This window comes from Palleronia pelagia, from assembly GCF_900110115.1.
Classification (GTDB): Bacteria; Pseudomonadota; Alphaproteobacteria; order Rhodobacterales; family Rhodobacteraceae; genus Palleronia; species Palleronia pelagia.
Window position 1 is genome coordinate 250987 of the sequence record NZ_FOCM01000006.1, and the last position, 22876, is coordinate 273862.

Genomic DNA, 22876 nt, shown 5'->3' on the forward strand with positions numbered 1-22876 from the left:
CAAAGTTCGTTCACACTTGAACGCATACGGAAAGATTTGCGTTCACGAAAGAACAAACTTGAGTCTGACCGAAATCATCGGAGTCCTGCCGCGCGCAAGGAACCGGTGCCGCGCCTCGTGTCCGATTGTTTCCGGCTCAGCCCTCGGCGGCGCGACTCCGCAACGCCGCTTTATAAACCTTGCCCGTGGTGTTGCGCGGCAGGGCGTCGATGACGGCGTAGCGCGCGGGTGCTTGTAGCGGGCCAGCCGGTCGCGCACCGTCGCCTCGATCGACGCCATGTCCGGCCCGTCGCCCTCGGGCACGAGGAAGGCCACCGGCGTGTCGCCGAAGTCGGGATGCGGTGCGCCGACCACGGCGGATTCCAGCACGCCGGGCTGAAGGTCGAGCAGGTCCTCGAGCTCGTTCGGGTAGACGTTGTAGCCTCCCGAGATGATGAGACCCTTCGCGCGGCCGACGAAGGCGGCGTAGCTGATCGTTCCGCCATCGGACAGATGCAAAAAGGGGGCAGCGTTGTCCGCGTGCCCCCCAAAGCGCGTCTTAAAACGTATTGGCCCTGGCCAGGTTACTCCGCCGGAACTTCAGCGCCATAGCCCAGCGGGTTTGTTTCGACCTTGCCACTGTCCTCGCCCTGCGCGGCCAGGAAGCGCTCGGCCTCGAGCGCGGCCATGCAACCCATGCCGGCGCTGGTCACCGCCTGGCGGTAGACATGGTCGGTCAGGTCGCCCGCGGCGAAGACACCGGGAATCGACGTCTCGGTGCTGTCGGGTTTGGTGACGACATATCCGCCGTGATGGGTTTCGAGCTGGTCGGCCACCAGTTCGGACGCGGGCGCGTGGCCGATGGCGATAAAGACGCCCGTGACCGGCACCTTGGTGATCTCGCCCGTTTCCACGTGCTTGGCCGCGACGCCCTCAACGCCCTTGGGGCTGTCGGCGCCATAGACATGGTCCAGCTGGTGGTCCCACAGAACCTCGACCTTGGGGTGGTTCAGCAGTCGGTGCTGAAGGATCTTCTCGGCCCGCAGGGTGTCGCGGCGATGGATCAGGGTCACCTTGCTAGCGAAGTTGGTGAGGAACAGGGCCTCCTCCACGGCGGTGTTGCCGCCGCCGACAACGGCGACCTCCTGACCGCGATAGAAGAAGCCATCGCAGGTGGCGCAGGCCGACACGCCGAAGCCCTTGAACTCGTCCTCGGACGGCAGACCAAGCCACTTGGCCTGCGCGCCGGTGGCGAGGATCAGCGCGTCGGCGGTGTAGATATCGCCGCTGTCGCAGGTGGCGGTGAAGGGACGCTTGGACAGGTCGACCGAGGTAACGTAGTCCGACACGATCTCGGCGCCGGTGTCGCGGGCGTGGGCTTCCATCCGGACCATCAGGTCGGGACCCATAATCGACGACTCGCCCGGCCAGTTTTCGACATCGGTGGTGATGGTCAGCTGGCCGCCCGGTTGGAGGCCCTGGATCAGCACCGGGGCCAGCATCGCGCGCGCGGCATAGACGGCGGCGGTATAGCCCGCGGGCCCCGAGCCGATGATCAGAACTTTTACGTGGCGGGTGTCGGCCATCGGAACGCTCCTGCGGATCTGTGGTTTACAGGGATATAGGCGCAGACCGGTCGGGCCGAAACCCCCGGCGTCGTTCGGCAGGTGACGCGAATGTGCCGAATAATGTTGCGCGCTCTTGAAATAATATTGCGCCGAGCGTAAGGCAAACGTAAGTCTCAGAAAATAGCGGCGAGGATGACATGGCCGGGCACAAGCTTGACGCGATCGACCGACTGATCCTTGCGGAATTGCAGGCCGACGGGCGCATGACCAATGTCGAACTGGCCAAGCGCGTGGGCATTTCCGCGCCGCCCTGCCTGCGCCGGGTGCGCACGTTGGAAGAGCAGGGCTTCATCAAGGGCTACCACGCGAAGGTCGATTCGCGGGGCCTGGGGTTCGAGGTGCAGGTCTTCGCCATGGTGGGTCTGCAAAGCCAGGCTGAGGCCGACCTGTCGGCTTTCGAGGCGCGCTGCCGCGACTGGCCGCTGGTTCGCGAATGCCACATGCTGAACGGCGAGGTCGATTTCATCCTGAAATGCGTGGCGCCCGATCTGTCGACTTTCCAGGCGTTCCTGACGTCGCAACTGACCAGCGCGCCGAACGTGGGCAGCGTGAAGACATCGCTGGTCATCCGGGTGGCCAAGGACGCGCCGGGCGTGCCCTTCGACGTGCTGGAAGATCGGCTGGCGCGCACCGCCTGAGGCGGGCCGTTCCCCCAAAGACAAAGGGCCGACGCGTGGCCGGCCCTCGATCCCTAAACGAGTAGATTTCAGGGCGTCAGGCGGCCACGAGGTCGGCCACCTGGTGCTCGGCGAGCCGTGTCATGGCGAGCTTGCCGAAATCGCGGGCCGAGTTCAGGTGCGGGAACATCGACATGTAGAAGCGCTGCATCTCGTGGCCCATGGCGGGGTCGAGCGTGCCGGGATGCACGCTTTCCAGCTCGATCCCGTTGACCTTGAAGGTCACGTGCCGTGCGAAGCCAAGGTGATAGCACTGCACCGCGGACAGGGGCGTGATCTGGATGACGCTTTGCCCGTCGACCAGCCCCCCGATGGGGACCAAGGCCTCGTCCGCGCCGATCAGCGATTGCAGCACCGAGCGGCGGGTGACGATCCGGGCGGCCGTGCCGAGGATCAGGTCGGGCGTCGGGCGCCCAACCCCAAGCGCATCCACCGGCAGACGGTAGAGCGGCTTGCCCCGCGCGCCGGGAAGGACGGTGTGGCTGCCCACCCAGGCCAGTTGCATCACGCCTTTCTCGGTCACGATCTCGAGCCCGGGATAAGCATCCTCGACCGCGATGGGCCCGTTCGGCGTGTTCAGCAGCGCGCCGCGCACCAGCGCGGTGAAGGCCTGCGTGAACAAGGGCACCTGCGGCCCCATGCGCACGAAATCCTGGACCTGTCCCGCGCTGTCGAGCCAAGCCACCTGGTAGCGCTGGGTCAGCGGCGGCATGATCTGCTCTGGTGCGCTCTGGCGGCGCACCGTCCACGGCTTGTTCGAGGGCGGAAAAGCGTGCGGCGGCGTATTGGTGTCGAGGCTGGCCATGAACCCTCCTGGCTGTTGTCGGACGCCGCGACAGGCGCGGGCAACGGTCGGGATGAAAACGCCGCCCGGCGGGGCGGCGCGTCGGGCCTCAGGCGCTGGCGCGCAGGGCGGGGACCGCCTTGCGGTCGCTCCGGGCGCCGCGCGCGAACGCGGGCGTGGGCTGAGGCTTCTTGGATTCGGCGATGGCGGCGGCGAGCCAGCGGCGCTTGGTCATCTGGGGCATCCTTTCAAGTGGCTCATCGAGCCGGTTTGCCTTGAAAAGATGCGGGTCAATTGGGGCGGTTTCTGGACGTCTGGGCGACCATTCGGCGGTGAGACCGTGCCGTCCCGTGCGCCGTGTCAGGCCCGGATCGCCGCGATCAGGCGGCCGTAATCGGCCTCCTGCCGGTGCGTGGAGCGACGATACGAGAAGAAACGCACCGGGTCCGCATAGGTGCAGTGGCGCACCCATTCGGCCTGCCCCACCCCTGCGCGCCGCAGCCGCCAGAGCCCGTATCCCGGCAGGTCGAACTGCATCCTGTCGCCCGCGCCCGCGGCGAAGAAGCGCTGCGTCTCGGGGGCGTCGGCGGTGATGTCGTCGAACATCTCGGGGCCGACCTCGTAGGATGCCTGGCTGATGCTGGGGCCGATGACGGCGGCGATCCGTTCGCGCCGGGCGCCGGCCGCCTCCATGGCGTCGAGCGTCGCCTCGATCACGCCGGACAGCGCGCCGCGCCAGCCGGCATGGGCCGCGCCGACGACGCTGGCCTCGGGGTCGCCCAGAAGGATCGGCATGCAATCGGCGGTCAGCACGCTGATGGCCCGATCGGCGCGGGTGCTGACGATGCCGTCGGCCTCGGGCGGGGCCGTCGGGTCGACCTCGTCCACATGCACGACGCGGGGCGAATGGACCTGGTGCACCCCTGTCAGCGCCGGTGGCGCCACATCCATCGCGTGGGCCACGCGGTCGCGGTTGATCCGCACGATATCGTGTTGGTCGGACGAGCCGTACCCGCAGTTCAGCCCGTGGAACACGCCCGACGACGCGCCGCCCGCCCGGGTGAAAAAGCCGTGGCGGAAGGGCTGCAGGAGGTCGGAGGTGAGGATTTCAAGCGTCATCTGGCACGAAGGGATCAAGACCGGGAGGCGGACCCGCAGCATCGTGCAAGGCCATCACCTTGAAAAGGGTGCCCATCTCGTCGGGGTGGGTCAACCGCCTGTGCGCGGCCACGTGGGTGTCGAGCGCCTCGCCGGTGAGACCGCGCGCCAGCGATTGCGCCCGGGCGGTTATGCCCAGCCGCTCGAGCCAGACGCCCTGCGGCACCGCCGCAGTCGCCGCGCAGGGGGCCGCGTCCGCCAGCGCCCCGAAATCCACATGCGCGGTCAGGTCGGCCTGCCCGGGGGTGGCGAGCGGATCGACCTTCCGATGCGCGCGCAGAGCCTGGAACGTGTCCCCCAGCGACCTTTCCGCCCCGTAATCGACGATCAGCGCCGTGCCGCCGTGGTCTGCCACGTGGCCACCGATCTCGGCCGCAAGCGCACGGGCGGGGCCGGAGGTTTCGACCATGTCGCCGTCGGCCGTGTCGTCGAGGCGGGGCGCCAGGTCCGCCATGGGCGCGGGGTCGCTGAGACCGAAGGCCAGCGCGCCGCCGCGCACCGCGACCAGCCGTTCCCGCCACAGGTCGCCGTCGCGCAGGAACTGGCGGACGGGCAGGGCGTCGAACAGCTCGTTGGCGACGAGGAAAATCGGCTTGGGTGGAAGGTCTGACAGGGTATCGACCCACTCGACCGGTGAATCCTTCAGGGTTTCGGCCTGCGCGGCGCGCAGACGGGGGGATCCCTCGACCAGCAAGACCTTCACGCGGTCGCGAAAGCCGGGAACGCCACGCGTGGCGCGCAGGAGGTCCGCCATCAGCGTGCCGCGCCCGGGTCCGAGCTCGACCAGCACCGCCTCGGGGGCGCCCCGGTCCAGCCACGCTTGGGCCAGCGCGAGGCCCACCAGCTCGCCGAACATCTGGCTGATCTCGGGCGCGGTCACGAAATCGCCCGCGGCGCCCAGCGGATCGCGGGTGGTGTAGTACCCATGCTCGGGGTGCATCAGGCAGGCGGTCATGTAATCCGCCACGGTGATCGGCCCGGTGGCGTGGATCTGGCGGACGAGACGCTCGGCCAGCGGTGTCGTCATGCGGCCGCCCGCGTCCGGGCGCGCAGCCAGAAGGCCGCGCCCAGCGCCACCATGGGCAGCGACAGGAGCTGTCCCATCGAAAGGCCCGCAGCGCCGATCTGAACCACGTATCCCATGGGGTTGTCGGGGGTGATGAACTGCGCGTCGGCCTGGCGGAAGAGCTCGACGAAGATGCGCGCCGCGCCGTAGCCCATGAGGAACAGGCCCGTGACTTGGCCCGGCCGCTTCAGCCAGCGCCACGCGAACACGGCCAGCAGGATCAGCCCGCCCAGGACGATCCCCTCCAGCCCCGCCTCGTAGAGCTGCGAGGGGTGCCGCGCGCAAGGGCCGGTGACGCTGGGGCAATCCTGCGCGGCGGGGCCCGGGAAGATCACGCCCCAGGGCAGGTCGGTGGGCCGCCCCCACAGCTCGGCGTTGATGAAGTTGGCGATGCGCCCCAGCAGCAGGCCGGGCGGCGTGCCGAGCGCCAGGAGGTCCAGCACCGACATCCACGCCATCCCGTTGCGCCGGGCGAACCAGGCGGCGCCCGCCGCCATGCCCAGCATCCCGCCGTGAAACGACATGCCCCCCTGCCAGATCGCGGGGATCTGCGCGGGGTTCGCCAGGTAATATCCGGGCTGGTAGAACAGGACGAACCCCAGCCGCCCGCCGATCAGGATCCCGAGGATCACGGCGGTGATCAGGTCCTCGACCCGGCCCGGTTCGATCGGTGCGCGGTCGCCGGCCCACAGGGGATCGCGCCGCACGGCCATCACCGCCAAGCGCCAGCCCAACAGGATGCCCACCACATAGGCCATCGCGTACCAGCGCAGCGCGAAGGTGAACCCACCCAGGTCGATCGAGAAGATCTCGGGCGAGATGTCGGGGAAGGGGATCGCGAAAACCATGGCCGGTGTTGAGCCCGAGGGTGCGGGAAGTGTCAAGGTTGAGAATCCGCGCGGCCGGGGCCATATCGGGTGAAAGCACGCGAAAGGACCGCCGCCATGCAAACCCGCTCGAAGATGTTCGATGACCTCAGCCAGCTGATGACCAACGCCATGGGCGTGGCCCAGGGCGCGAGGGACGAGGCCGAGACAGCCATGAAGGGCATGATCGACCGCTGGCTGGCCGATCGCGATTTCGTGACGCGCGAGGAGTTCGACGCCGTGCGCGCCATGGCCCAGAAGGCCCGCGAAGAGAACGCCGCGCTGAAGGCGCGGCTCGACGCGATGGAAGGCAAGGGCGACTGAGCCTTTCGCGGGACCGTTCCGGCCGATGCGCATCACCTGTCTCAATGGCTGGGGCGGCACGCTGCATGACCACCTCTTGCCGTGGCTGGCGGAGGCGCCGCCCGATATCCTGTGCCTGCAGGAGGTCGTGCATTCGCCCGATACCGACGCCGACTGGCTGACCTACCGGGACGGCGATCACGTCCTGCCGCAGCGCGCGAATTTCTTTCGCGACTTCTGCGCGGCCTTGCCGGATCACCAAGCCGTCTTCTGCCCCGCCGCGCGCGGTGTTCTGTGGCAGGGCGAGACGGCGATCCCGTCGTTCTGGGGGCTGGCCACGTTCGTGCACCGGGCGCGGCCCATCATCGGGCAGGTCCAGGGCTTCGTTCACAAGGATTACGCGCACGACGGCTACGGCGAGCATCCCCGCTCGCGCAGCGCCCACGGCGTGCGAGTCCATGATGGCGATCTCGGCCGGTCGGTGAGCGTCGTGCACATGCACGGGCTGCGCGATCTGGCCGGCAAGATGGACACGCCCGAACGCGCGACGCAGGCAGCGCGCCTGCGGGATATGTCGCGCCAGCTGTCGCGCCCCGGCGACCGGCGCGTGGTCTGCGGGGATTTCAACGTTCTGCCGGACAGCGAGACGCTCGAAATCCTGCGCGCCGACGGCGTGACCGAGCTGGTGACGGCTGGCGGGCATGACGGCACCCGGACCTCGCATTACACGAAGCCCGGGAAATTCGCCGATTACATGCTGGTGGACGATCCCGATGCCGTGCGCCGGTTCGACGTGGTCCGCGCGCCCGAGGTGTCGGACCACTGCCCGCTGGAGCTGGAGCTATGAGCGGTCGGCCAGCAGCGTTCCGATCCGCTCGATCGCCCGTTTGATGTTCTCCATCGAGTTCGCGTAGCTGAAGCGCAGGTAGCCCTCGCCATGGGCGCCGAACGACGTGCCCGCCACGGTCGCGACATGCGCGTCGGACAGGAACAGGTCCTGCGCCTGCCGCGCCGACAGGCCCGTGCCCTCGATATTCGGGAAGGCATAGAAGGCCCCGCCCGGATCGGCGCAGCGCATACCCGGCACGGCGTTCAGCAATTCCACGATGCGCGTCCGGCGCCGGTCGAACTGGGCCACCATGTCCCGCGCCGCGTCCTGCGGCCCCTTGAGCGCGGCGATCCCCGCGTGCTGGGTGGCGGCGTTCACGCAGGAATGGTCGTTGATGCACAGCCGCGTGACGTGATCGACCATGCTGTCGGGCCAGATCGCGAAGCCCAGCCGCCAGCCGGTCATGGCGTATGTCTTGGACCAGCCGTCCAGCAGGATCAGCCGGTCGCGGATCTCGGGGTAGCTCAGAAGCGAGACGTGCGCCCGCCCGCCATACAGCATCTGGGAATAGATCTCGTCGGACATCAGCGCCACGTGCGGGTGGTCCTGCAGGCCCGCGACCAGCTTGTCGATCTCGGCCTTCGGCGTGACGCCGCCCGTGGGATTGGCGGGCGAGTTGATGATGATCAGCCGCGTGCGGTCGGTGATCTGGCCCAGCACCGTGTCGGCGTCGAAGGCGAAGCCGTTCTCTTCCTTCAGGGCGATGGGGACGGGTGTCGCGCCGGTGTAGTTGATGACGCTTTCGTAGATCGGGAAGCCCGGGTTTGGATACAGGATCTCGACCCCCGGGCGTCCGAACATGAGACAGGCGAAGAACATGGTCGGCTTGCCGCCCGGCTGGACCACCACGCTGTCGGGATGAACCGCCGTGTCGCCGCCCAGCCCGTGCCGCGCCTCGAGATCCGCCGCCACCGCCTCGCGCAGGGCGGGCAGGCCGTTGGCGGGCGTGTAGCCGTGGGCGCCGTCCGCCAGCGCCTTGCGGCCCGCCTCGACGATATGGTCGGGCGTGCGGAAATCGGGCTGACCGATGCCAAGGTTGATGACATCGTGCCCCTCGGCCTGCATGCGGGCGGCGCGGGCCAACACTTCGAACGCGGATTCTGTGCCCAGCCGCGACAGCGACGGGGCGAAATCGGGCTGGAACGTCATCAGTAGGTGGCCCGCCCGCCCGACAGGTCGAACGCCGCCCCGGTGGTGAAGCTGTTCTCGCGCGAGCACAGGAAACCGATCATCTGCGCCGCCTCGGGCAGCTCCAGGAACCGGCCGCGCGGGATCTTCGACAGCATGTAGTCGATATGTTCCTGGCTCATCTGGTCGAAGATGCGGGTGCGCGCGGCGGCCGGCGTCACGCAGTTCACGGCGATGTCCATGTCGGCCAGCTCCTTGCCCAGTGACTTGGTCAGCCCGATCACGCCGGCCTTCGACGAGGAATAGGCGCTGGCGTTGGGGTTGCCTTCTTTCCCGGCGATGGAGGCGATGTTGACGATCCGCCCGTAGCCCGCCTTGCGCATGCCCGGCACGACGGCGCGGTTGACGTGGAAGGTGCCCATCAGGTTCACGTTCACGATGCGCTGGAACTCGGCGACATCGTAATCGGCCAGCGGCGAATTGCTGCCCGCGATCCCGGCCGAGTTCACGCAGATCGACACTGCGCCCAGCGCGTCCTCGGTCGCGGCCATGGCCTCCGACACGCTGTCCCAGTCGGCCACGTCCGCGCCGAAGCCTTCGCAGCCGTCCATGCTGCGGGCGACCTCGGCCACCAGGTCGGCGTCGCGGTCCCACAGGGCGACCTTCGCGCCGGCGCTCGACAGGACCTGCGCCACGGCAAGCCCGATCCCCTGCGCGCCGCCCGTCACGACCGCTGTCTGTCCCTCGAAATCGAATGTCATCATCTGGTGCCTCCTTTTGGTATACCAAATACCATTCCGCGGGCGCATGGAAGGGGGCTGGTCACCCCGGCGCGCGAATGGTCAAATGCCGCGACCAGGGAAAAGGAGCCAACCGATGCAGTGCGTCTTCGTCCAGATCCGGTGCCGGCCCGGCACGGCCTACAAGGTGGCCGAAGAGATCGTCCTGCGCGAATTGCAATCCGAGCTCTACTCGACCTCGGGCGATTTCGACCTGCTGATGAAGCTCTACATCCCCAAGGGCCAGGACGTGGGCAAGTACATCAACGATCACCTGCTGGATATCGATGGGATCGAGCGGACGCTGACGACCCTGACCTTCCGGGCCTTCTGATCCGGCGGCGGCCGACCCTGTCGCTCCCGTCGCGGCTCCTGTCCGACCGACGAGGCGCAATTCCACATCACTGGTCTTCAAATACTCACGGTGCAACGCTAGCAGGCAGAACACCGCCCGAAACGGCGCGGCGGTCGCTTTCATCACTGGTCTTCAAATACCTCTGAGGACCGCCTGCATGCCCGCGCGCAAGCCCGTGGCGGGGCGGCGATCAGGCCGCGGCGATGGCGGTGTCGATGGCGCGGCCCAGCTTGTCGGTCAGTTCGTCGATCTGGTCGTCACTGATGATGAACGGCGGGGCCAGCAGGATGTGGTCGCCTGATTTGCCATCGACCGTGCCACCCGCGGGATAACAGATCAGGCCTTCGGCCATGGCGGCCTTCTTGACCTTCACGTTGATCTTGCGGCTCGGCTCGAACGGGGCCTTGGTCTCGCGGTTCTCGACCAGCTCGACCCCGCGGAAAAGGCCGCGACCGCGGATATCGCCCACATGGGGATGCTGACCGAACCGCGCCTGCAGCGCCTGAACCAGCCGGTCGCCCTTGCCGTGGACGCCTGCGACCAGCCCGTCATCCACTAGCCGTTCCAGCACCGCGCCCCCGGCGGCGGCGGCCAGCGGGTGGCCGTGATAGGTGTGGCCGTGCTGGAAACTGCCCGAGCCGTCGGCGATGGCGCGGTAGATTCGCTCGGAGGCCAGCATCGCGCCGATGGGCGCGTAACCCGCGCCGAGGCCCTTGGCGATAGTGACGATATCGGGGGCGATGGCATCCTGCTCGCAGGCGAACAGGCTGCCCGTCCGCCCCATCCCGCACATCACCTCGTCGAGGATCAGCAGGATGCCGTGGGTGTCGCAGATCTCGCGGATGCGCTTGAAATAGCCGGGCGCGGGATCGACCGCACCCGACGTGGCACCCACCACGGGCTCGGCGATGAACGCCATGACACTGTCGGGACCCAGCCGCTGGATCTCGGCCTCGAGCTCGTTCGCGGCGCGCTGGCCATAGGCTTCGAGGCTCTCGTCCGCTTGCTTTTCGCGGTATGCGAAGCAGGGCGCGATGTGGCTCACTTCGATCAGCAGGGGCGCGTATTTCTCGCGCCGCCAGGCATTGCCGCCGGCCGCCAGCGCGCCCAGCGTGTTGCCATGATAGCTCTGCCGCCGTGCGATGACGCGGTGGCGGCCCGACTGGCCGATCTCCAGGAAATACTGGCGCGCGAGTTTCAGCGCGGCCTCGACCGCCTCGGACCCGCCGGCCAGCAGGTAGGCGCGGGCGATGTCGCCCGGCGCGTTGTCGACCAGCTTGCGGGCCAGCCGCTCGGCCGGCTCGGAGGTGAAGAATCCGGTATGGGCGAAAGCCAGCTTGTCCAGCTGCCCGTGGATGGCCGCGCGCACCTTCTCGTCCGAATGGCCCAGACACGACACCGCCGCGCCGCCGGACCCGTCCAGGTATTGCCGCCCGTCGGTGTCGTAGAGGTAGACGCCCTCGCCGTGGCTCGCCGTGGGCAGCGTGGCGGAGGAGCGGCCGAAGACCGCGCTGTCAGCCGCGGACGACATAGACCGACTTCTTCGAGTGGCGCACGACCCGGGCCGCGTTGGGGCCCAGCAGGTACTCGGTCATGTGATGCGGCGGCGTGCCCATGACGATCGTGTCCACGTCCAGGTTTTCGGCCGCCTTGATGATCTCCTCGTAGATACGGCCGTGCACTACGTGGGGGTTCACGTCCTGCTCGGACGGGATGTTGGCGTTGACCCACTTGGTCAGATCCTCGCCGATCTCGTGCAGGGCCTGCTCCATGAAGTTGTCGGAGAAATAGCCGCCCACCATCGACGAGCCGAAGTTCGGGATGACCGTGACGACATGCAGCGTGCCGCCCTTCGCCATCTCCAGCGCCTTGGGCAGCGCGTGTTCCCACGAGGGGGACGAGGACAGATCGACGGGCAGCAGGATGGTCTGTGACATGGATGTATCCCTATCAGAAGGCGGGTTTGGTCTGGCGGCGGCGTTGCAACACGATCACCAGGCCCAGCACAAGCAATGCGGGGATGTAGAAGATCTGCGCCGGCATCCGGTCACGCGGGGCCAGCACCTGGCTGATGCGCACGGGGTCGTCGGCGTAGAAGTCGAAATTGCTCAGCTGCTCCTGCACGCTGGTGCCGAACATAGGCTCTTCCAGCGCGCCCTCGGTCTCGCCCGGGCGCAGCATCAGGCCCGTTTCCTGCACGCGGGTCGAGGGGTCGCCCTCGGCCACATCGATCGGCAGCGTGGTCTCGGTCATGTCGCCGGTATTGAAGTCCGGCCCCGAGATCCTCACCCGGATCCGCGATCCCGGTTCGGCATCGGCCAGCGCCTGCTCGAACTGCGCGGGCGGAATGTCGGCGAAGCGCGGGCTCACCTGGTTCAGCCAGAAGTTCGGCACGAAGAAGGTGAAGGCCACCAGCAGCAGCAGGATCGACTCGAAGATGTTGGACTTGGCCAGGAAATAGCCCTGCGTCGCGGCGGCGAACAGCAGCATGGCGAAGGTCGCGACGATGAAGACGAACAACGCCTGCAGGATGCCCGCCGTCGTGCCCAGGTCGACGCCGTATAGGATCAGCGTCGGGTTGTAGATGAACAGGAAGGGCAGGGCGACCGTCCGCAGGCTGTAGAAAAACGCGGTGAAGCCGGTCTTGATCGGGTCGCCCCCCGACACGGCGGCTGCCGCGAAACTGGCCAGGCCCACAGGTGGTGTCACGTCGGCCATGATGCCGAAGTAGAACACGAATAGGTGCGCGGCGATCAGCGGCACGATCAGCCCTTCCTGCGCGCCAAGGCTGACGACGACGCCCGCCATCAGCGAGCTGACCACGATGTAGTTCGCGGTCGTCGGCAGGCCCATGCCCAGCACGAGGCTGAAGAGGCCGACGAGCACCAGCATGATGATCAGCACGCCGCCCGACAGCTGTTCGACCAGCGCGGCCAGTTCGGTGCCGATCGGGGTCTTCGTCACGGTCGCCACGATGATACCGGCGGCGGCGGTCGCGACGCCGATGCCGATCATGTTGCGCGCGCCGGCGATCAGGCCATCGATCAGGTCATAGAACCCTTCGGAGGTCGCGGCCGCGACCGACTCGCCCTTGCGGAACATGGCCTTCAGCGGTTTCTGCGTGATGATGATGAACAGCATCAGCGCGGTGGCGTAGAAAGCCGACTTGGCCGGGCTTTGCTGTTCGACCATCAGGAACCAGACGAGGACAAGGATCGGCAGCACGTAGTGCAGGCCGGTCTTCCAGACATCGGCCACCTTGGGCAGCTTGATCTCGCCGCCCTTTTCTTCAAGCGTTTCGGGGTCGAGATCGGTTTGACGCGCGGCCACCCACACCAGGTAGACATAGACGACGCCGAGCCCGATCATGGCGATGGGCGCGACCAGCGACGGCACCACGGCGTTCAGCCCGTTCAGCAGGTAGATCAGGGCGGTGAAGCCCGCGCCGAAGATCGCGAAGCCGATGGCGAAGTTCAGCGCCATGCGCAGCAGCGAGGCGCCTTCGCCCAGCGATTTCATGTCCTTCTTCAGCGCTTCGAGGTGGACGATGTAGACCAGCGCGATGTACGAGATCACGGCAGGGATGAAGGCGTGCTTGATGACCTGCACGTAGGAAATGCCGATGAATTCCACCATCAGGAAGGCCGCGGCGCCCATGACCGGGGGCATGATCTGGCCGTTCACCGACGAGGCCACCTCGACCGAGCCGGCCTGTTCGCTGGTGAAGCCCACCCGCTTCATCAGGGGAATCGTGAACGTGCCGGTCGTCACCACGTTGGCGATGGACGAGCCCGAGATCAGGCCGGTCATGGCCGATCCGACGACCGCCGCCTTGGCCGGTCCGCCGCGCAGGTGGCCGAGCCCCGCGAAGGCGAGCTGGATGAAGTAGTTGCCGGCGCCGGCCTTGTCGAGCAGCGAGCCGAACAGCACGAACAGGAACACGAAGGCCGTCGACACGCCCAGCGGGATGCCGAAGACACCCGCCGTATCCAGCCATTGCGCGTTGATGAGCGCGGTGAAGGACAGGCCCTCGTGCGCGATGAGGTCGGGAATCAGCCAGCCCTCGCCGAAATAGGCGTAGGCCAGGAAGATCGCGCCGACGATGGTCAGCGCGGGGCCCAGGGCGCGGCGCGAGGCTTCGAGCAGCAGGACGATACCGATGGAGCCGATGATGACCTGCGTCTGTGTCGGCAGGCCCGAGCGTGCGGTCTCGGCCAGGTAGTCGGCGAACCAGAACACGTAGAGCGCACAAGCCGTCGCCACGATGCCGAGCACCCAGTCAGCCAGCGGCACGCGGTCGCGCGGGCTGGACTTGAACGCGGGATAGCAGAGATAGGCGAGGATCAGCGCGAAGGCCAGGTGGATCGGCCGCGTCTGGGACGAGTTCAGGACCGTGACCCAGCTGAACCCGCCGAACCACAGCTGCGGCTGCGCGATCCAGAGCTGGAACAGCGACCAGGCCAGCGACAGCCCCCCGATCAGAAGCGCGACGCCCTTCGCATTGGGCGTGCGCGCGCCCGCATCCGACGAGGCGACGAGATCCTGAAGTTCCTCGTCCGTGAACTGGCGGTCACTGCTCTGCTGATCGGCCATGTGTGGTCCCTCTTTCCCTGTCTCGCGCCTTCGTTCTGGGCGCGACTCGTTAAGCTTAACGTCAAAAGACGTGACCGGAAGGGAAAAGGGACCGCAAAACAAGGCTCACAGGGAAGACGCGGGTGTTTTTCGCCGGTGCCGGTTATTTGGGCGCCTCTCCGGAACGCGAAAGGGGGCGACCGAAGTCGCCCCCTTGCAGGAAGTGTCGAAGGTCGCGGCGCGCCTTACTCGGCCAGGCCGGCTTCCTCGTAGTAGCGCGCGGCACCCGGGTGGATGGGCGCCGACAGGCCGTCATTGGCCATCTGCTGGGGCTCGAGGTTGGCGAAAGCCGGGTGCAGGCTGCGGAACTGGTCGATGTTCTCGAACACCGCCTTCACGACCTCGTAGACCACGTCTTCGCTGACCGCGTCCGAGGTGACGAAGGTCGCGCCGACGCCGAAGGTTTGCGTGTCCTCGTCATTGCCGCGATACATGCCGCCGGGGATGGTGGCGACACGGTAGTAGCCGTTTTCCTCGACCAGCTTCTCGACCTCGGGGCCGGCCACTTCGACCAGGACCGAGTCGCAGGCGGTGGTGGCTTCCTGGATCGAGCCGGACGGGTGACCGACCGAGTAGACCATCGCGTCGATGTTGTTGTCGCACAGCGCCTGGCTCTGCTCGGCGGCCTGGAGCTCGGAGGCGAGGGCGAAGTCGTCGGTGGTCCAGCCCTTCTCGGCCATCAGGCGCTCCATCAGCGCGCGCTGGCCCGAGCCGGGGTTGCCGATGTTGACCCGCTTGCCTTCCAGGTCGTCGAAGGTCTCGATGCCGGCCCCGGCACGGGCGACGACGGTGAAGGGCTCGGGGTGGACCGAGAACACCGCGCGCAGGCCCTCAAAGGCTTCTTCGAACTGGCCTTCGCCGTTATAGCTCTGGCTCTGCACGTCCGACTGGGCGACGCCGAATTCCAGCTCGCCCTGGCGGATGGCGTTCACGTTGAAGACCGAGCCGCCGGTCGATTCGACCGAGCAGCGGATGCCGTGGTCGGCGCGGCCGCGGTTCACCAGCCGGCAGATCGCGCCGCCGGTGGGATAGTAGACGCCGGTCACACCGCCGGTGCCAATGGTGATGAACGTCTCTTCCTGCGCGGCCACGGGGCCGGCCAGGCCGACGGTCAGGGCGGCGATGGCAGCTGTTCTGAGATAGGACATGGTGTCTCCCTGTTTCGCTTACGTCTTTTTCAGGGGGCCCGCCTTCTGGCGCGCCCCGATACCCTTAAGGATGGCAGAGTTTTCCCGGTGGGCAAGTCCTTGGTTTCGGCTGCCACCCGGAGCGCACTGCCTGTCTGGCATGCCCGACGGCACGATTGTTTCCAAACGCGCGCCCGGCGTTTCGGAAACCGCCACCGAATTCTCTTGACGTGGATCGAGACTTGCCCACTAGCATAAGCAGTTGATCCGTGGGGGATTTTTGGAATGATCGGGGTTGTTTTCGCCGCCGGGCTTCTGGCGGTTCTTGGCTTTGCGATTTTCGATGGCGACGACGACCCGGAGCCGCGCGACGCCGACCGTGATCTGGAGGGGACAGACGGTGCGGATGTCCTGCAAGGCGGCACCGGCAACGACCTTCTGCTCGGTCTGGGCGGCAACGACCGCATCGATGCGGATGCGGGCGCCGACACGGTCGAAGGGGGCACCGGTGACGACAGCCTCTTCGGCGGGCCGGGCAATGACCGGATCGACGGCGGCGAGGGCTGGGACCGGATCGACGGGGGGCAGGGCAACGACCTGCTGATCCCGGGCGCGCCGACTTCGCCCGATACGCCGTTCGAGACGGATGCGAACGGTGATGCGATTCTCCCCAATCCGCCCTTCGACTACGTCACCGGCGGCGACGGCAACGACACCATCGCCGGAATTGAAGGCGAATTCTTCGCCGCGAACGGCGACGCGGGTGACGACCGTATCACCGGGTCGACCGACGGAGATCTCCTGGTCGGCGGTGCCGGCGCCGACTTCATCAATGGCGCGCAAGGCGACGACTATCTTTACGGCGGCGACCTTGATGTTCCGCTGGACCAGGGCGGCGGATCCCAATTCGTCGAGGACATGGCGCCCGACACCCTTCAGGGCGGACGCGGCGACGACTTGCTGCTGCTGCAAGGCGGTGACACCGGCACGGGCGGCTTGGGGCTGGATGTATTCGCCATGGCCGAAAGTGGCGAAGACGTTGCGCCCGGCGCGCAGATCACGGTCACCGACTTTACCGTGGGTGAGGATTTCGTGCTGCTGTTCTTCCCGCCTGGCGCCGAGGCCGAGAACAGCCTGGAAAGCTATATCGACACCCAGCGCCTGACAGAGGCTGGCGTCGAGATCGACCTGGGCTCGGGCGCGACGCTGTTGCTGCAGGGCGTGGCGCAGAGGCTGGGTCTTGGTGACATCGCCGTCGTGGAACAGGACGAAGTGGCCTTCTGAGGCGATTCCGCCCGTGCAGGATGGTGATCGCTGCGCGGGTGGCCTTTCGGCAGGTGCCGGTTATAACGTTCGGAATTGGCGGCCAACTTGCCACCCTACGCCCGACTGGACCTGTTGAACCATGCCGCAAGACCGGACCGAAGACCTGGACGAGCTGATTGCCTGCCCTGTCTGTGACACGCTCTATCATGCGCGCATGCCCGGAATAGGCGAGCGGGTGACCTGCTCGCGGTGCCACCACGTGCTGATCGCCCCGAAGGACGGGGCGTTCATCCGGGTCATCGCGCTGGCCCTGACGGTGATGATCCTGATGCTGGGCGCGACCTTCTTCCCGTTCCTGTCGATCGACGCGCAGGGCTTTTCCAATGCGGCGTCGGTTTTCGACTCGGCCCTGGCCTTCATGGATGGCGGCTGGATGGTGGCGCTGTCCTTCGCCACCGCTGCGCTGATCGTGCTGATCCCTGTGCTGCGGGCCGCGCTGGTGATCTACGTGCTGGGGCCGCTGGCCTTCGGGCGCAAGCCGTGGCCCGGTGCCCGCGCCGCGTTCCGCTGGTCCGAGGACCTGCGCCCGTGGTCCATGGCAGAGATCTTCGTCATCGGGGTCGCCGTGGCGCTGGTGAAGGTCAGCGACCTTGCCCGCGTGGATTACGGACCGGCCTTCTTCATGTTCGCGGCGCTGGTGGTGGTGATCGTGCTGCAGGACGGATCGATGTGCAGATGGACCATATGGAAGACGCTGGAAGACAAGAAAAGCTCGTAAGCGCCCGGCGCGCGGGGCTGGTCGCCTGCACCCGCTGCACCCGCGTCTGGCCCGCCGGCACCGATGTCTGCGGCCGGTGCGGCAGCGACTTAAGGTCGCGCGACTACCGATCGCTCCAGCGGGTCTGGGCGTGGCTGACGGTGGGCATCATCTGCTACATCCCCGCCAACCTTTATCCGATGCTGCGCACGCGCGTGCTGTTCACCGAGACCGAGTCGACCATCGTCGAGGGCGCGCTGGACCTTGCGCTGCACGGTGCGGTGGGCATCGCGCTCATCATTTTCATCGCGTCTGTGATGATCCCGGTTGGCAAGTTCATCGCCATCGGCTGGCTGGCCTACTCGGTCGCCAAGCCCCTGACGATGGAGCCGCATCGCCGCCACAAATTGTATGAATTCGTGGAATTCATCGGCCGTTGGTCCATGATAGACGTCTTCGTTGTTGCCATTCTGTCGGCCTTGGTACAGCTAAACGTAGCGGCAGCCATCAATCCTGGCCCCGCCGCCTTCACCTTCGCGCTGTCGGTGATCTTCACGATGCTGGCCGCCCAGAGTTTCGACGCCCGGATGATCTGGGACACCGACGAGGACCCCCGCGCGAGATGAGTGACAGCAATTCCCCCGAGTCGCCGGGTGCGGCCGAGCCCGAAATGCGTCGCGCGAAGCGGTCGATCCTGAACCGTGTCTCGATCGTCTGGCTGGTGCCGATCCTGGCGTTGATCGTGTCGCTGCTGGTGGTCTGGCAGAACGTCAACGACCGGGGCCCCCTGATCGAGGTCGTCTTCGAGGATGCATCGGGCATCAGCACCGACGAGACCGAAGTGCGCTATCGCGACGTGGCGGTGGGCGTGGTCGAGGCGCTGGATTTCACCGAGGACCTGCAACAGGTCGTGGCCCAGATCCGCATGGACAAGGAAATCGCCGCCTACCTGGACGAGGATGCCGAGTTCTGGGTGGTCAAGCCCGAGGTCTCGGCGCGCGGCGTGTCGGGGCTCGATACCGTTCTGAGCGGCGTCTACATCGAGGCCAGCTGGGACAGCGATATCGGCGCGCCGCAGTCCCGCTTCGACGGACGCCCCCAGGCGCCGCTGGCGCCTTACGGCCGCGACGGCGTGTCGTTCCAGCTGCGGGGCCAGTCGGTCGAGGGCCTGTCGGAGGGCACCGAGATCTACTACCGCGGCATCTCGGTCGGGCAGATCGCCAACCTGCGTCTGAGCGAGGATGGCGCGTCGGTCATCGCCGACGCGTTCGTGCAGGCGCCGCAGTCGCGCCTGATCTCGACCGCCACGCGGTTCTGGGACACCTCGGGCTTCACCTTCAGTTTCGGCGCGCAGGGCGCGCAGCTGAGCGTGTCGTCCCTGGCTTCGCTGGTCTCGGGCGGGATCAGCTTCGACACGCCCGTCTCGGGCGGCGAGCATGTGGCCGAGGACACGGTCTTCCGCCTGTTTGGCGACGAGGAAACCGCCCGCAGCTCGGTCTTTTCCGACAGTTCGGACGGCGAGCCGGTGAACCTGTCCATCGTGTTCGAAGAAAGCGTGCCGGGGCTGGAGCAGGGCGCCGACGTGGATTTTGGCGGCATCGTCGTGGGCTCGGTCACCGCGCTGACGGGTCTCGTGGACGAGGCGCGGTTCGGCGACCGTGACATCCGCCTGCTGACGACGATCGAGATCCGGCCCGGCAAGCTTGGCCTGGAAGGCGGCGCCACCGAGGACGACGTCTACGATTTTTTCGATTTCGCCGTGGCGCGCGGGCTGCGGGCGCAGCTGCAATCCGCCTCGATCCTGGGCGGTTTGCAGATCGCGCTGGTCGAGACCCAGTCGCAGGCCGACGCCGAGCTTGATTTCGACGCCGAACCTTATCCGCAGATCCCGTCGATCGCGCCCGACCTGTCGGATTTCACCGATACGGCGCAGGGCGTGTTCAACCGCATCAATGCGCTGCCCATCGAAGAGCTTCTGGACAACGCGAATTCGCTCATGTCGTCGGTCACGCGACTGGTGAACGATGACGGCGTGCAGGAAACCCCGGACGAGATCCTTCGGATTCTGGCCGCCGTGCGGGGACTGATCGCCTCGGACGGGATCCAGTCGATCCCGAACCAGGCGAACGAGCTGATGATCACCCTGAACGAAACCGCCACCGACCTGCGTGGCGTCGTGGCCGAGCTTCAGGCCGCCGGCGCGGTCGAGCAACTGACCGAAGCGCTGGCCGCGGCCGAGGAGGCCGCCGACGCTGTCGTGGTCGCGACCGCCGATTTCCCGCAACTGGTCCAGAGCGCGGATGGCGTCGCGCAGGAGGTCCAGTCACTGGTGGTGTCGGTGAACGAGCTGCCGCTGGACGTGGCGGTGAACAACGTGAACGACCTGATCGCGCGGATCGATACGCTGATCACGGGCGCCGAGGTGCAGGCGCTTCCGGGCGAGGTGAACGACACGCTTGCCGTCCTGCGCGACACGCTCACCCAGGTCGAGGAAAGCGGGCTTCTGCCCCAGGCGACCCAGACGCTGGCCACTGCCGAGGGTGCGCTCACCGACCTGACCGCCGATTTGCAATCCGCGCTGGCCGAGGCCGAGCGTGCGGCCGCGGCCGTGACCGAGGCCACCGCCGACCTGCCGCAGGTCCTGTCCACGGCCGACACCGCGGCCGCCGAAGTGGCGGCCCTGGTGCGCAGCGTGAACGAGATGCCCCTGGGCGACGTGGTCGCCAATGCCGAAAGCCTGGTGGGCCGGATCGACACGCTGGTCGCCGGCGCCGAGGTGCAGGCGCTCCCGGGCGAGGTGAACGACACGCTGTTCGTCCTGCGCGACACGCTGGCCCAGATCGAGGAGTCGGGGCTGCTCGAACAGGCCACCCGGACGCTCGCCACCGCCGAGACCTCGGTCACCGACCTGACCCTGCAATTTCAGGAGGTCCTGACCGAGGCGCAGCGCGCGGCCACCTCGGTCGCCAACGCCACGGACCAGACGCCCGAGCTGATCGACCGGGCCAACCGCATCGCCGAGGACCTGGAAACGCTGTCCTCCGAGGCGGCGACCATCCCGGTGCAGGAGCTGTCGGCGCAGGTGTCCGAGCTGGTGGCCTCGGCCAACACGCTGGTGTCCAGCGACGATACCCAGCGGCTGCCGGGCGCCCTGGCCGATGCCCTGAACGAGGTGCAGCGCGTGCTGATCACCATCCAGGACGGCGGGCTTATCGAGAACGCGAACCAGACCATGGCCTCGGCCGAGCAGGCCGCCGACGCGATCCGCCGCGCCGCCGACCAGCTGCCCGCGCTGCTGACCACCACGTCGCGCCTGCTGGTGCAGTCGGGCGAGGTTCTGCAGGGCTACGAGGCCAATGGCCAGCTGGGCTCGCAGGCCCGCGCCACCCTGCGCGAAGTGCAGGAGGCGGCCCAGTCCATCGACTCGCTCGCCCGCCAGATCGAACGTTCCCCCAACTCGCTGCTGTTTGGACGCTGACATGACCCGTATCTCCCTTGCCCTCGTCCTGACGCTCGCCGCATGCGGTGGCACGCCGTTGCGCTACGAGCTGCCACCGGTGCCCGAGACCGACCGCATCGCGGTGTCTTCGGGATCGGTCGAGGTGCGCGACGTGTCGCTGCCCACCTATGCCAGCCAGGAGGTGATCTTCGTCGAGGACGAGACCGGCGCGCTGGTCAGCGACGACAACCTGCTTTGGGCGGACGACCCCGAGCGGGCCTTTACCGAGGGCCTCGCGCTTGGCCTGGCCCGGCTGACCCGCGCCCGCGTCGCGGCCGAGCCCTGGCCGTTCTACGAACCACCCGCGGCCCGGGTCGAGGTGCGCTTCTCGCGCGCGCTGGCGGGCGCGGACGGCCAGTTCCGCATCGCGGGGCAGTATTTCGTGGCCTCGCCCGACGGGACCCGCCGCGACACCGCGCGCCGCTTCGACCTGTCGGCGCCCTACGCCGCGGCCAATGCCACGGCCATCGCCGCCGCCAAGGCCCGGGTCATCGACGATTTGGCCCGGATGATCGCGCGCGACGGGCTCTAGGGCTCCGACCCTCTTCATCTTTCCAGAAATACCTAAAGGGGCGGCTTCCCGGCCCGCCGGTCCTGCGCCTGGCGGAACCGCTCGACGATCGGCCGAAGGGCCACGTTGGCCCCCAGCCGCGCGGCCAGCAGGTAGGTGCCGGCCACCTTGCGCTGCACGAACAGGGTTTCGGTGGGCGGCACGTGCCAGAAATCGCGCTCGGCGCCGATGGACATGCCCTTGCGCCGCAGCCGGCCCAGCAGGTCCGAACCGGCGAAATCGTGGGGCCGGTCGCTCAGCACCGGCTCCAATGCCGTCTCGAACATGTCGAGGATGGTCTCGCGGTGGCGCGTGGGATCATCCGCGCCGAAGATGCCCACCGCCTGCATGGCCGTGCTCTCGGCGGCACGGTCGCGAGCGAAACCGGCCTCCATCAGCGCGCGGTACGCGGCGACCAACGCGGGCGACAGCGCTTGCGTCGCCCCGAAATCGAGCAGCACGATCCGGCCGGTGTCGGGCTGCCAGCGGTAATTGGCGAAGTTCGGATCGGTCTGCATGTAGCCGAGGTCGAACAGTTCGCGCAGAACCAGCGCGATCAGTCGCGCGGCGATCGTGTCGCGCGTCTCCTGCGGTCCCGTCTCGACCGCGTCGAGCGGCTGGCTTTCGATGTAGTCCATCGCCAGGATGTCGCGCGTGGACAGGTCCGGTTGCAAACGGGGCACGACGAACTCCGGATCGTCGCCCAGCAGCCCGTGGAACCGTTCCAGCGCCTCGGCCTCGCGGATGTAATCCGCCTCTTCGTGCAGCTGCCGTCGCGCGTCGTCCAGCAGCCCCGAGAGATCCATCTGTCGCGGCACCACGCCCGGCATCCGCATGAGCCCGCCGATATTGCGCACGTCGCTGTCGATGGAGCCGCGCACGCCGGGATACTGCACCTTGATCGCCAGGTTGCGCCCGTCTTTCGTCTGCGCGCGGTGCACCTGCCCGATGCTGGCCGCCGCGATGGGCCGTACGTCGAAACGGCGGAACCGCTTCTGCCAGTCTGACCCCCAGTTGTCCTCCAGCACCCGGCGTAGCTGTTTCGGCGGCATCGGGTCCGCGTCGGCGCGCAGCCGGGCGAAGATCGCGGCCAGCTCGGGCGGCAGCAGGTCCGCCGTCTCCATCGAGATGAGCTGCCCCACCTTCATCGCCGCGCCGCGCATGCGCGACAGCTCGTCCGTCAGGGCCTTGGCGTTCGCGGGCGTCATCAACAGGTCGTTCAGCCGGGGGCGCCGCCCGCGCGCCACCTGTCCCGCGCCCGAGGCCAGCGCCCGGCCCGCCATGCCACCGGACATGCGGCCCATGCCGAACAGGCGCGATAGCCGGTCGGCGGGCACGGCGCGCCCGGTATTGCCGTTGAAATCCTCGGACATAGGGTCTCCTGTGGTCTGGCACTGATCTATCCCGGACCACGCGGCCCGCCAGCCGCAAAC

At 67.6% G+C, this 22876-nt stretch carries 23 protein-coding genes; 9 read left to right on the forward strand and 14 right to left on the reverse strand.

All coding sequences use genetic code 11. From position 1 onward, the window contains the following. Window positions 1-42: 42 nt before the first annotated feature. Window positions 43-498, reverse strand: a complete 456-nt coding sequence (locus BMX96_RS14180) for an AMP-binding enzyme (protein WP_330220647.1) — start codon at window positions 496-498, stop codon at window positions 43-45. A 65-nt stretch (window positions 499-563) separates the two neighbouring features. Continuing rightward, entirely contained in the window at window positions 564-1565 is a 1002-nt protein-coding gene (gene trxB, locus BMX96_RS14185; RefSeq protein ID WP_091846087.1) for a thioredoxin-disulfide reductase, read from the reverse strand. A 179-nt stretch (window positions 1566-1744) separates the two neighbouring features. On the opposite strand from trxB, the gene BMX96_RS14190 reads away from it, so the two are divergent. Next, window positions 1745-2245 carry an Lrp/AsnC family transcriptional regulator gene (locus tag BMX96_RS14190; RefSeq protein WP_073128031.1) on the forward strand — a complete coding sequence of 167 codons (501 nt, stop codon included), beginning with the start codon at window positions 1745-1747 and terminating at the stop codon, window positions 2243-2245. A 76-nt stretch (window positions 2246-2321) separates the two neighbouring features. Here the strand turns inward: BMX96_RS14190 and BMX96_RS14195 are convergent, their stop codons facing one another. The 5 genes from BMX96_RS14195 to lgt all read right to left on the reverse strand — a co-directional run bounded on the left by BMX96_RS14195 (window position 2322) and on the right by lgt (window position 6140). Then, entirely contained in the window at window positions 2322-3089 is a 768-nt protein-coding gene (locus tag BMX96_RS14195; RefSeq protein WP_091846088.1) for a Hint domain-containing protein, read from the reverse strand. 88 nt (window positions 3090-3177) lie between these two features. Next, entirely contained in the window at window positions 3178-3312 is a 135-nt protein-coding gene (locus BMX96_RS20085; protein ID WP_269085888.1) for a hypothetical protein, read from the reverse strand. Window positions 3313-3428: 116 nt separating this feature from the next. Next, window positions 3429-4187 (reverse strand): peptidoglycan editing factor PgeF, encoded by a 759-nt coding sequence (pgeF, locus tag BMX96_RS14200; protein WP_091846089.1) that lies wholly within the window; start codon window positions 4185-4187, stop codon window positions 3429-3431. After that, complete coding sequence (locus BMX96_RS14205; protein ID WP_091846090.1) at window positions 4177-5253, reverse strand: class I SAM-dependent methyltransferase; 1077 nt, start codon at window positions 5251-5253, stop codon at window positions 4177-4179. The genes pgeF and BMX96_RS14205 overlap by 11 nt, the downstream gene beginning before the upstream one ends. Further along, complete coding sequence (gene lgt / locus BMX96_RS14210) at window positions 5250-6140, reverse strand: prolipoprotein diacylglyceryl transferase (RefSeq protein ID WP_091846091.1); 891 nt, start codon at window positions 6138-6140, stop codon at window positions 5250-5252. Before lgt ends, BMX96_RS14205 begins: the two co-directional genes overlap by 4 nt. Window positions 6141-6236: 96 nt before the next feature. Here lgt and BMX96_RS14215 point away from each other — a divergent pair, with 96 nt between their 5' ends. Together BMX96_RS14215 and BMX96_RS14220 are read left to right on the forward strand one after the other, a co-directional pair. Then, window positions 6237-6482 (forward strand): accessory factor UbiK family protein, encoded by a 246-nt coding sequence (locus BMX96_RS14215; protein WP_073128034.1) that lies wholly within the window; start codon window positions 6237-6239, stop codon window positions 6480-6482. Between the two features lie 25 nt (window positions 6483-6507). Next, window positions 6508-7308, forward strand: coding sequence for an endonuclease/exonuclease/phosphatase family protein (locus BMX96_RS14220; RefSeq protein ID WP_091846092.1), 801 nt, complete (start codon window positions 6508-6510; stop codon window positions 7306-7308). Here BMX96_RS14220 and BMX96_RS14225 read toward each other — a convergent pair. Both BMX96_RS14225 and BMX96_RS14230 read right to left on the reverse strand, forming a co-directional pair. Continuing rightward, window positions 7303-8499, reverse strand: coding sequence for a pyridoxal phosphate-dependent aminotransferase (locus BMX96_RS14225; RefSeq protein WP_091846093.1), 1197 nt, complete (start codon window positions 8497-8499; stop codon window positions 7303-7305). The genes BMX96_RS14220 and BMX96_RS14225 overlap by 6 nt on opposite strands. Further along, window positions 8499-9242: an SDR family NAD(P)-dependent oxidoreductase gene (locus BMX96_RS14230; protein WP_091846094.1), complete on the reverse strand. Its 744-nt coding sequence runs from the start codon at window positions 9240-9242 to the stop codon at window positions 8499-8501. Before BMX96_RS14230 ends, BMX96_RS14225 begins: the two co-directional genes overlap by 1 nt. 112 nt (window positions 9243-9354) lie before the next feature. Here BMX96_RS14230 and BMX96_RS14235 point away from each other — a divergent pair, with 112 nt between their 5' ends. Then, window positions 9355-9591 carry an Lrp/AsnC ligand binding domain-containing protein gene (locus BMX96_RS14235; RefSeq protein WP_091846095.1) on the forward strand — a complete coding sequence of 79 codons (237 nt, stop codon included), beginning with the start codon at window positions 9355-9357 and terminating at the stop codon, window positions 9589-9591. A gap of 211 nt (window positions 9592-9802) precedes the next feature. On the opposite strand, the gene BMX96_RS14240 is transcribed toward BMX96_RS14235, so the two are convergent. The 4 genes from BMX96_RS14240 to BMX96_RS14255 all read right to left on the reverse strand — a co-directional run bounded on the left by BMX96_RS14240 (window position 9803) and on the right by BMX96_RS14255 (window position 15392). Continuing rightward, window positions 9803-11143: an aspartate aminotransferase family protein gene (locus tag BMX96_RS14240; RefSeq protein WP_091846096.1), complete on the reverse strand. Its 1341-nt coding sequence runs from the start codon at window positions 11141-11143 to the stop codon at window positions 9803-9805. Next, the gene (locus tag BMX96_RS14245; RefSeq protein WP_091846097.1) at window positions 11127-11549 is read right to left on the reverse strand and encodes a universal stress protein; all 423 of its coding nucleotides are present in this window, start codon (window positions 11547-11549) and stop codon (window positions 11127-11129) included. Before BMX96_RS14245 ends, BMX96_RS14240 begins: the two co-directional genes overlap by 17 nt. Before the next feature lie 13 nt (window positions 11550-11562). After that, a complete protein-coding gene (locus tag BMX96_RS14250) occupies window positions 11563-14205 on the reverse strand; it encodes a TRAP transporter permease (RefSeq protein ID WP_091846098.1) in 2643 nt (880 codons plus the stop codon). 224 nt (window positions 14206-14429) lie between these two features. Next, window positions 14430-15392, reverse strand: a complete 963-nt coding sequence (locus BMX96_RS14255) for a TAXI family TRAP transporter solute-binding subunit (protein WP_091846099.1) — start codon at window positions 15390-15392, stop codon at window positions 14430-14432. Window positions 15393-15656: 264 nt separating this feature from the next. Here BMX96_RS14255 and BMX96_RS14260 point away from each other — a divergent pair, with 264 nt between their 5' ends. The 5 genes from BMX96_RS14260 to BMX96_RS14280 all read left to right on the forward strand — a co-directional run bounded on the left by BMX96_RS14260 (window position 15657) and on the right by BMX96_RS14280 (window position 21425). Continuing rightward, window positions 15657-16655, forward strand: coding sequence for a calcium-binding protein (locus BMX96_RS14260; protein ID WP_091846100.1), 999 nt, complete (start codon window positions 15657-15659; stop codon window positions 16653-16655). 121 nt (window positions 16656-16776) lie between these two features. Then, entirely contained in the window at window positions 16777-17415 is a 639-nt protein-coding gene (locus tag BMX96_RS14265) for a paraquat-inducible protein A (protein ID WP_091846101.1), read from the forward strand. After that, on the forward strand, window positions 17382-18020 hold the full coding sequence (locus BMX96_RS14270) for a paraquat-inducible protein A (protein WP_073128045.1): 639 nt from the start codon (window positions 17382-17384) through the stop codon (window positions 18018-18020). The genes BMX96_RS14265 and BMX96_RS14270 overlap by 34 nt, the downstream gene beginning before the upstream one ends. Then, on the forward strand, window positions 18017-20872 hold the full coding sequence (locus BMX96_RS14275; RefSeq protein WP_091846102.1) for a PqiB family protein: 2856 nt from the start codon (window positions 18017-18019) through the stop codon (window positions 20870-20872). The genes BMX96_RS14270 and BMX96_RS14275 overlap by 4 nt, the downstream gene beginning before the upstream one ends. Before the next feature lies 1 nt (window position 20873). Then, entirely contained in the window at window positions 20874-21425 is a 552-nt protein-coding gene (locus BMX96_RS14280) for a PqiC family protein (protein ID WP_091846103.1), read from the forward strand. A gap of 32 nt (window positions 21426-21457) precedes the next feature. Here BMX96_RS14280 and BMX96_RS14285 read toward each other — a convergent pair whose 3' ends face one another. Further along, complete coding sequence (locus BMX96_RS14285) at window positions 21458-22816, reverse strand: ABC1 kinase family protein (RefSeq protein ID WP_091846104.1); 1359 nt, start codon at window positions 22814-22816, stop codon at window positions 21458-21460. Window positions 22817-22876: the final 60 nt, after the last annotated feature.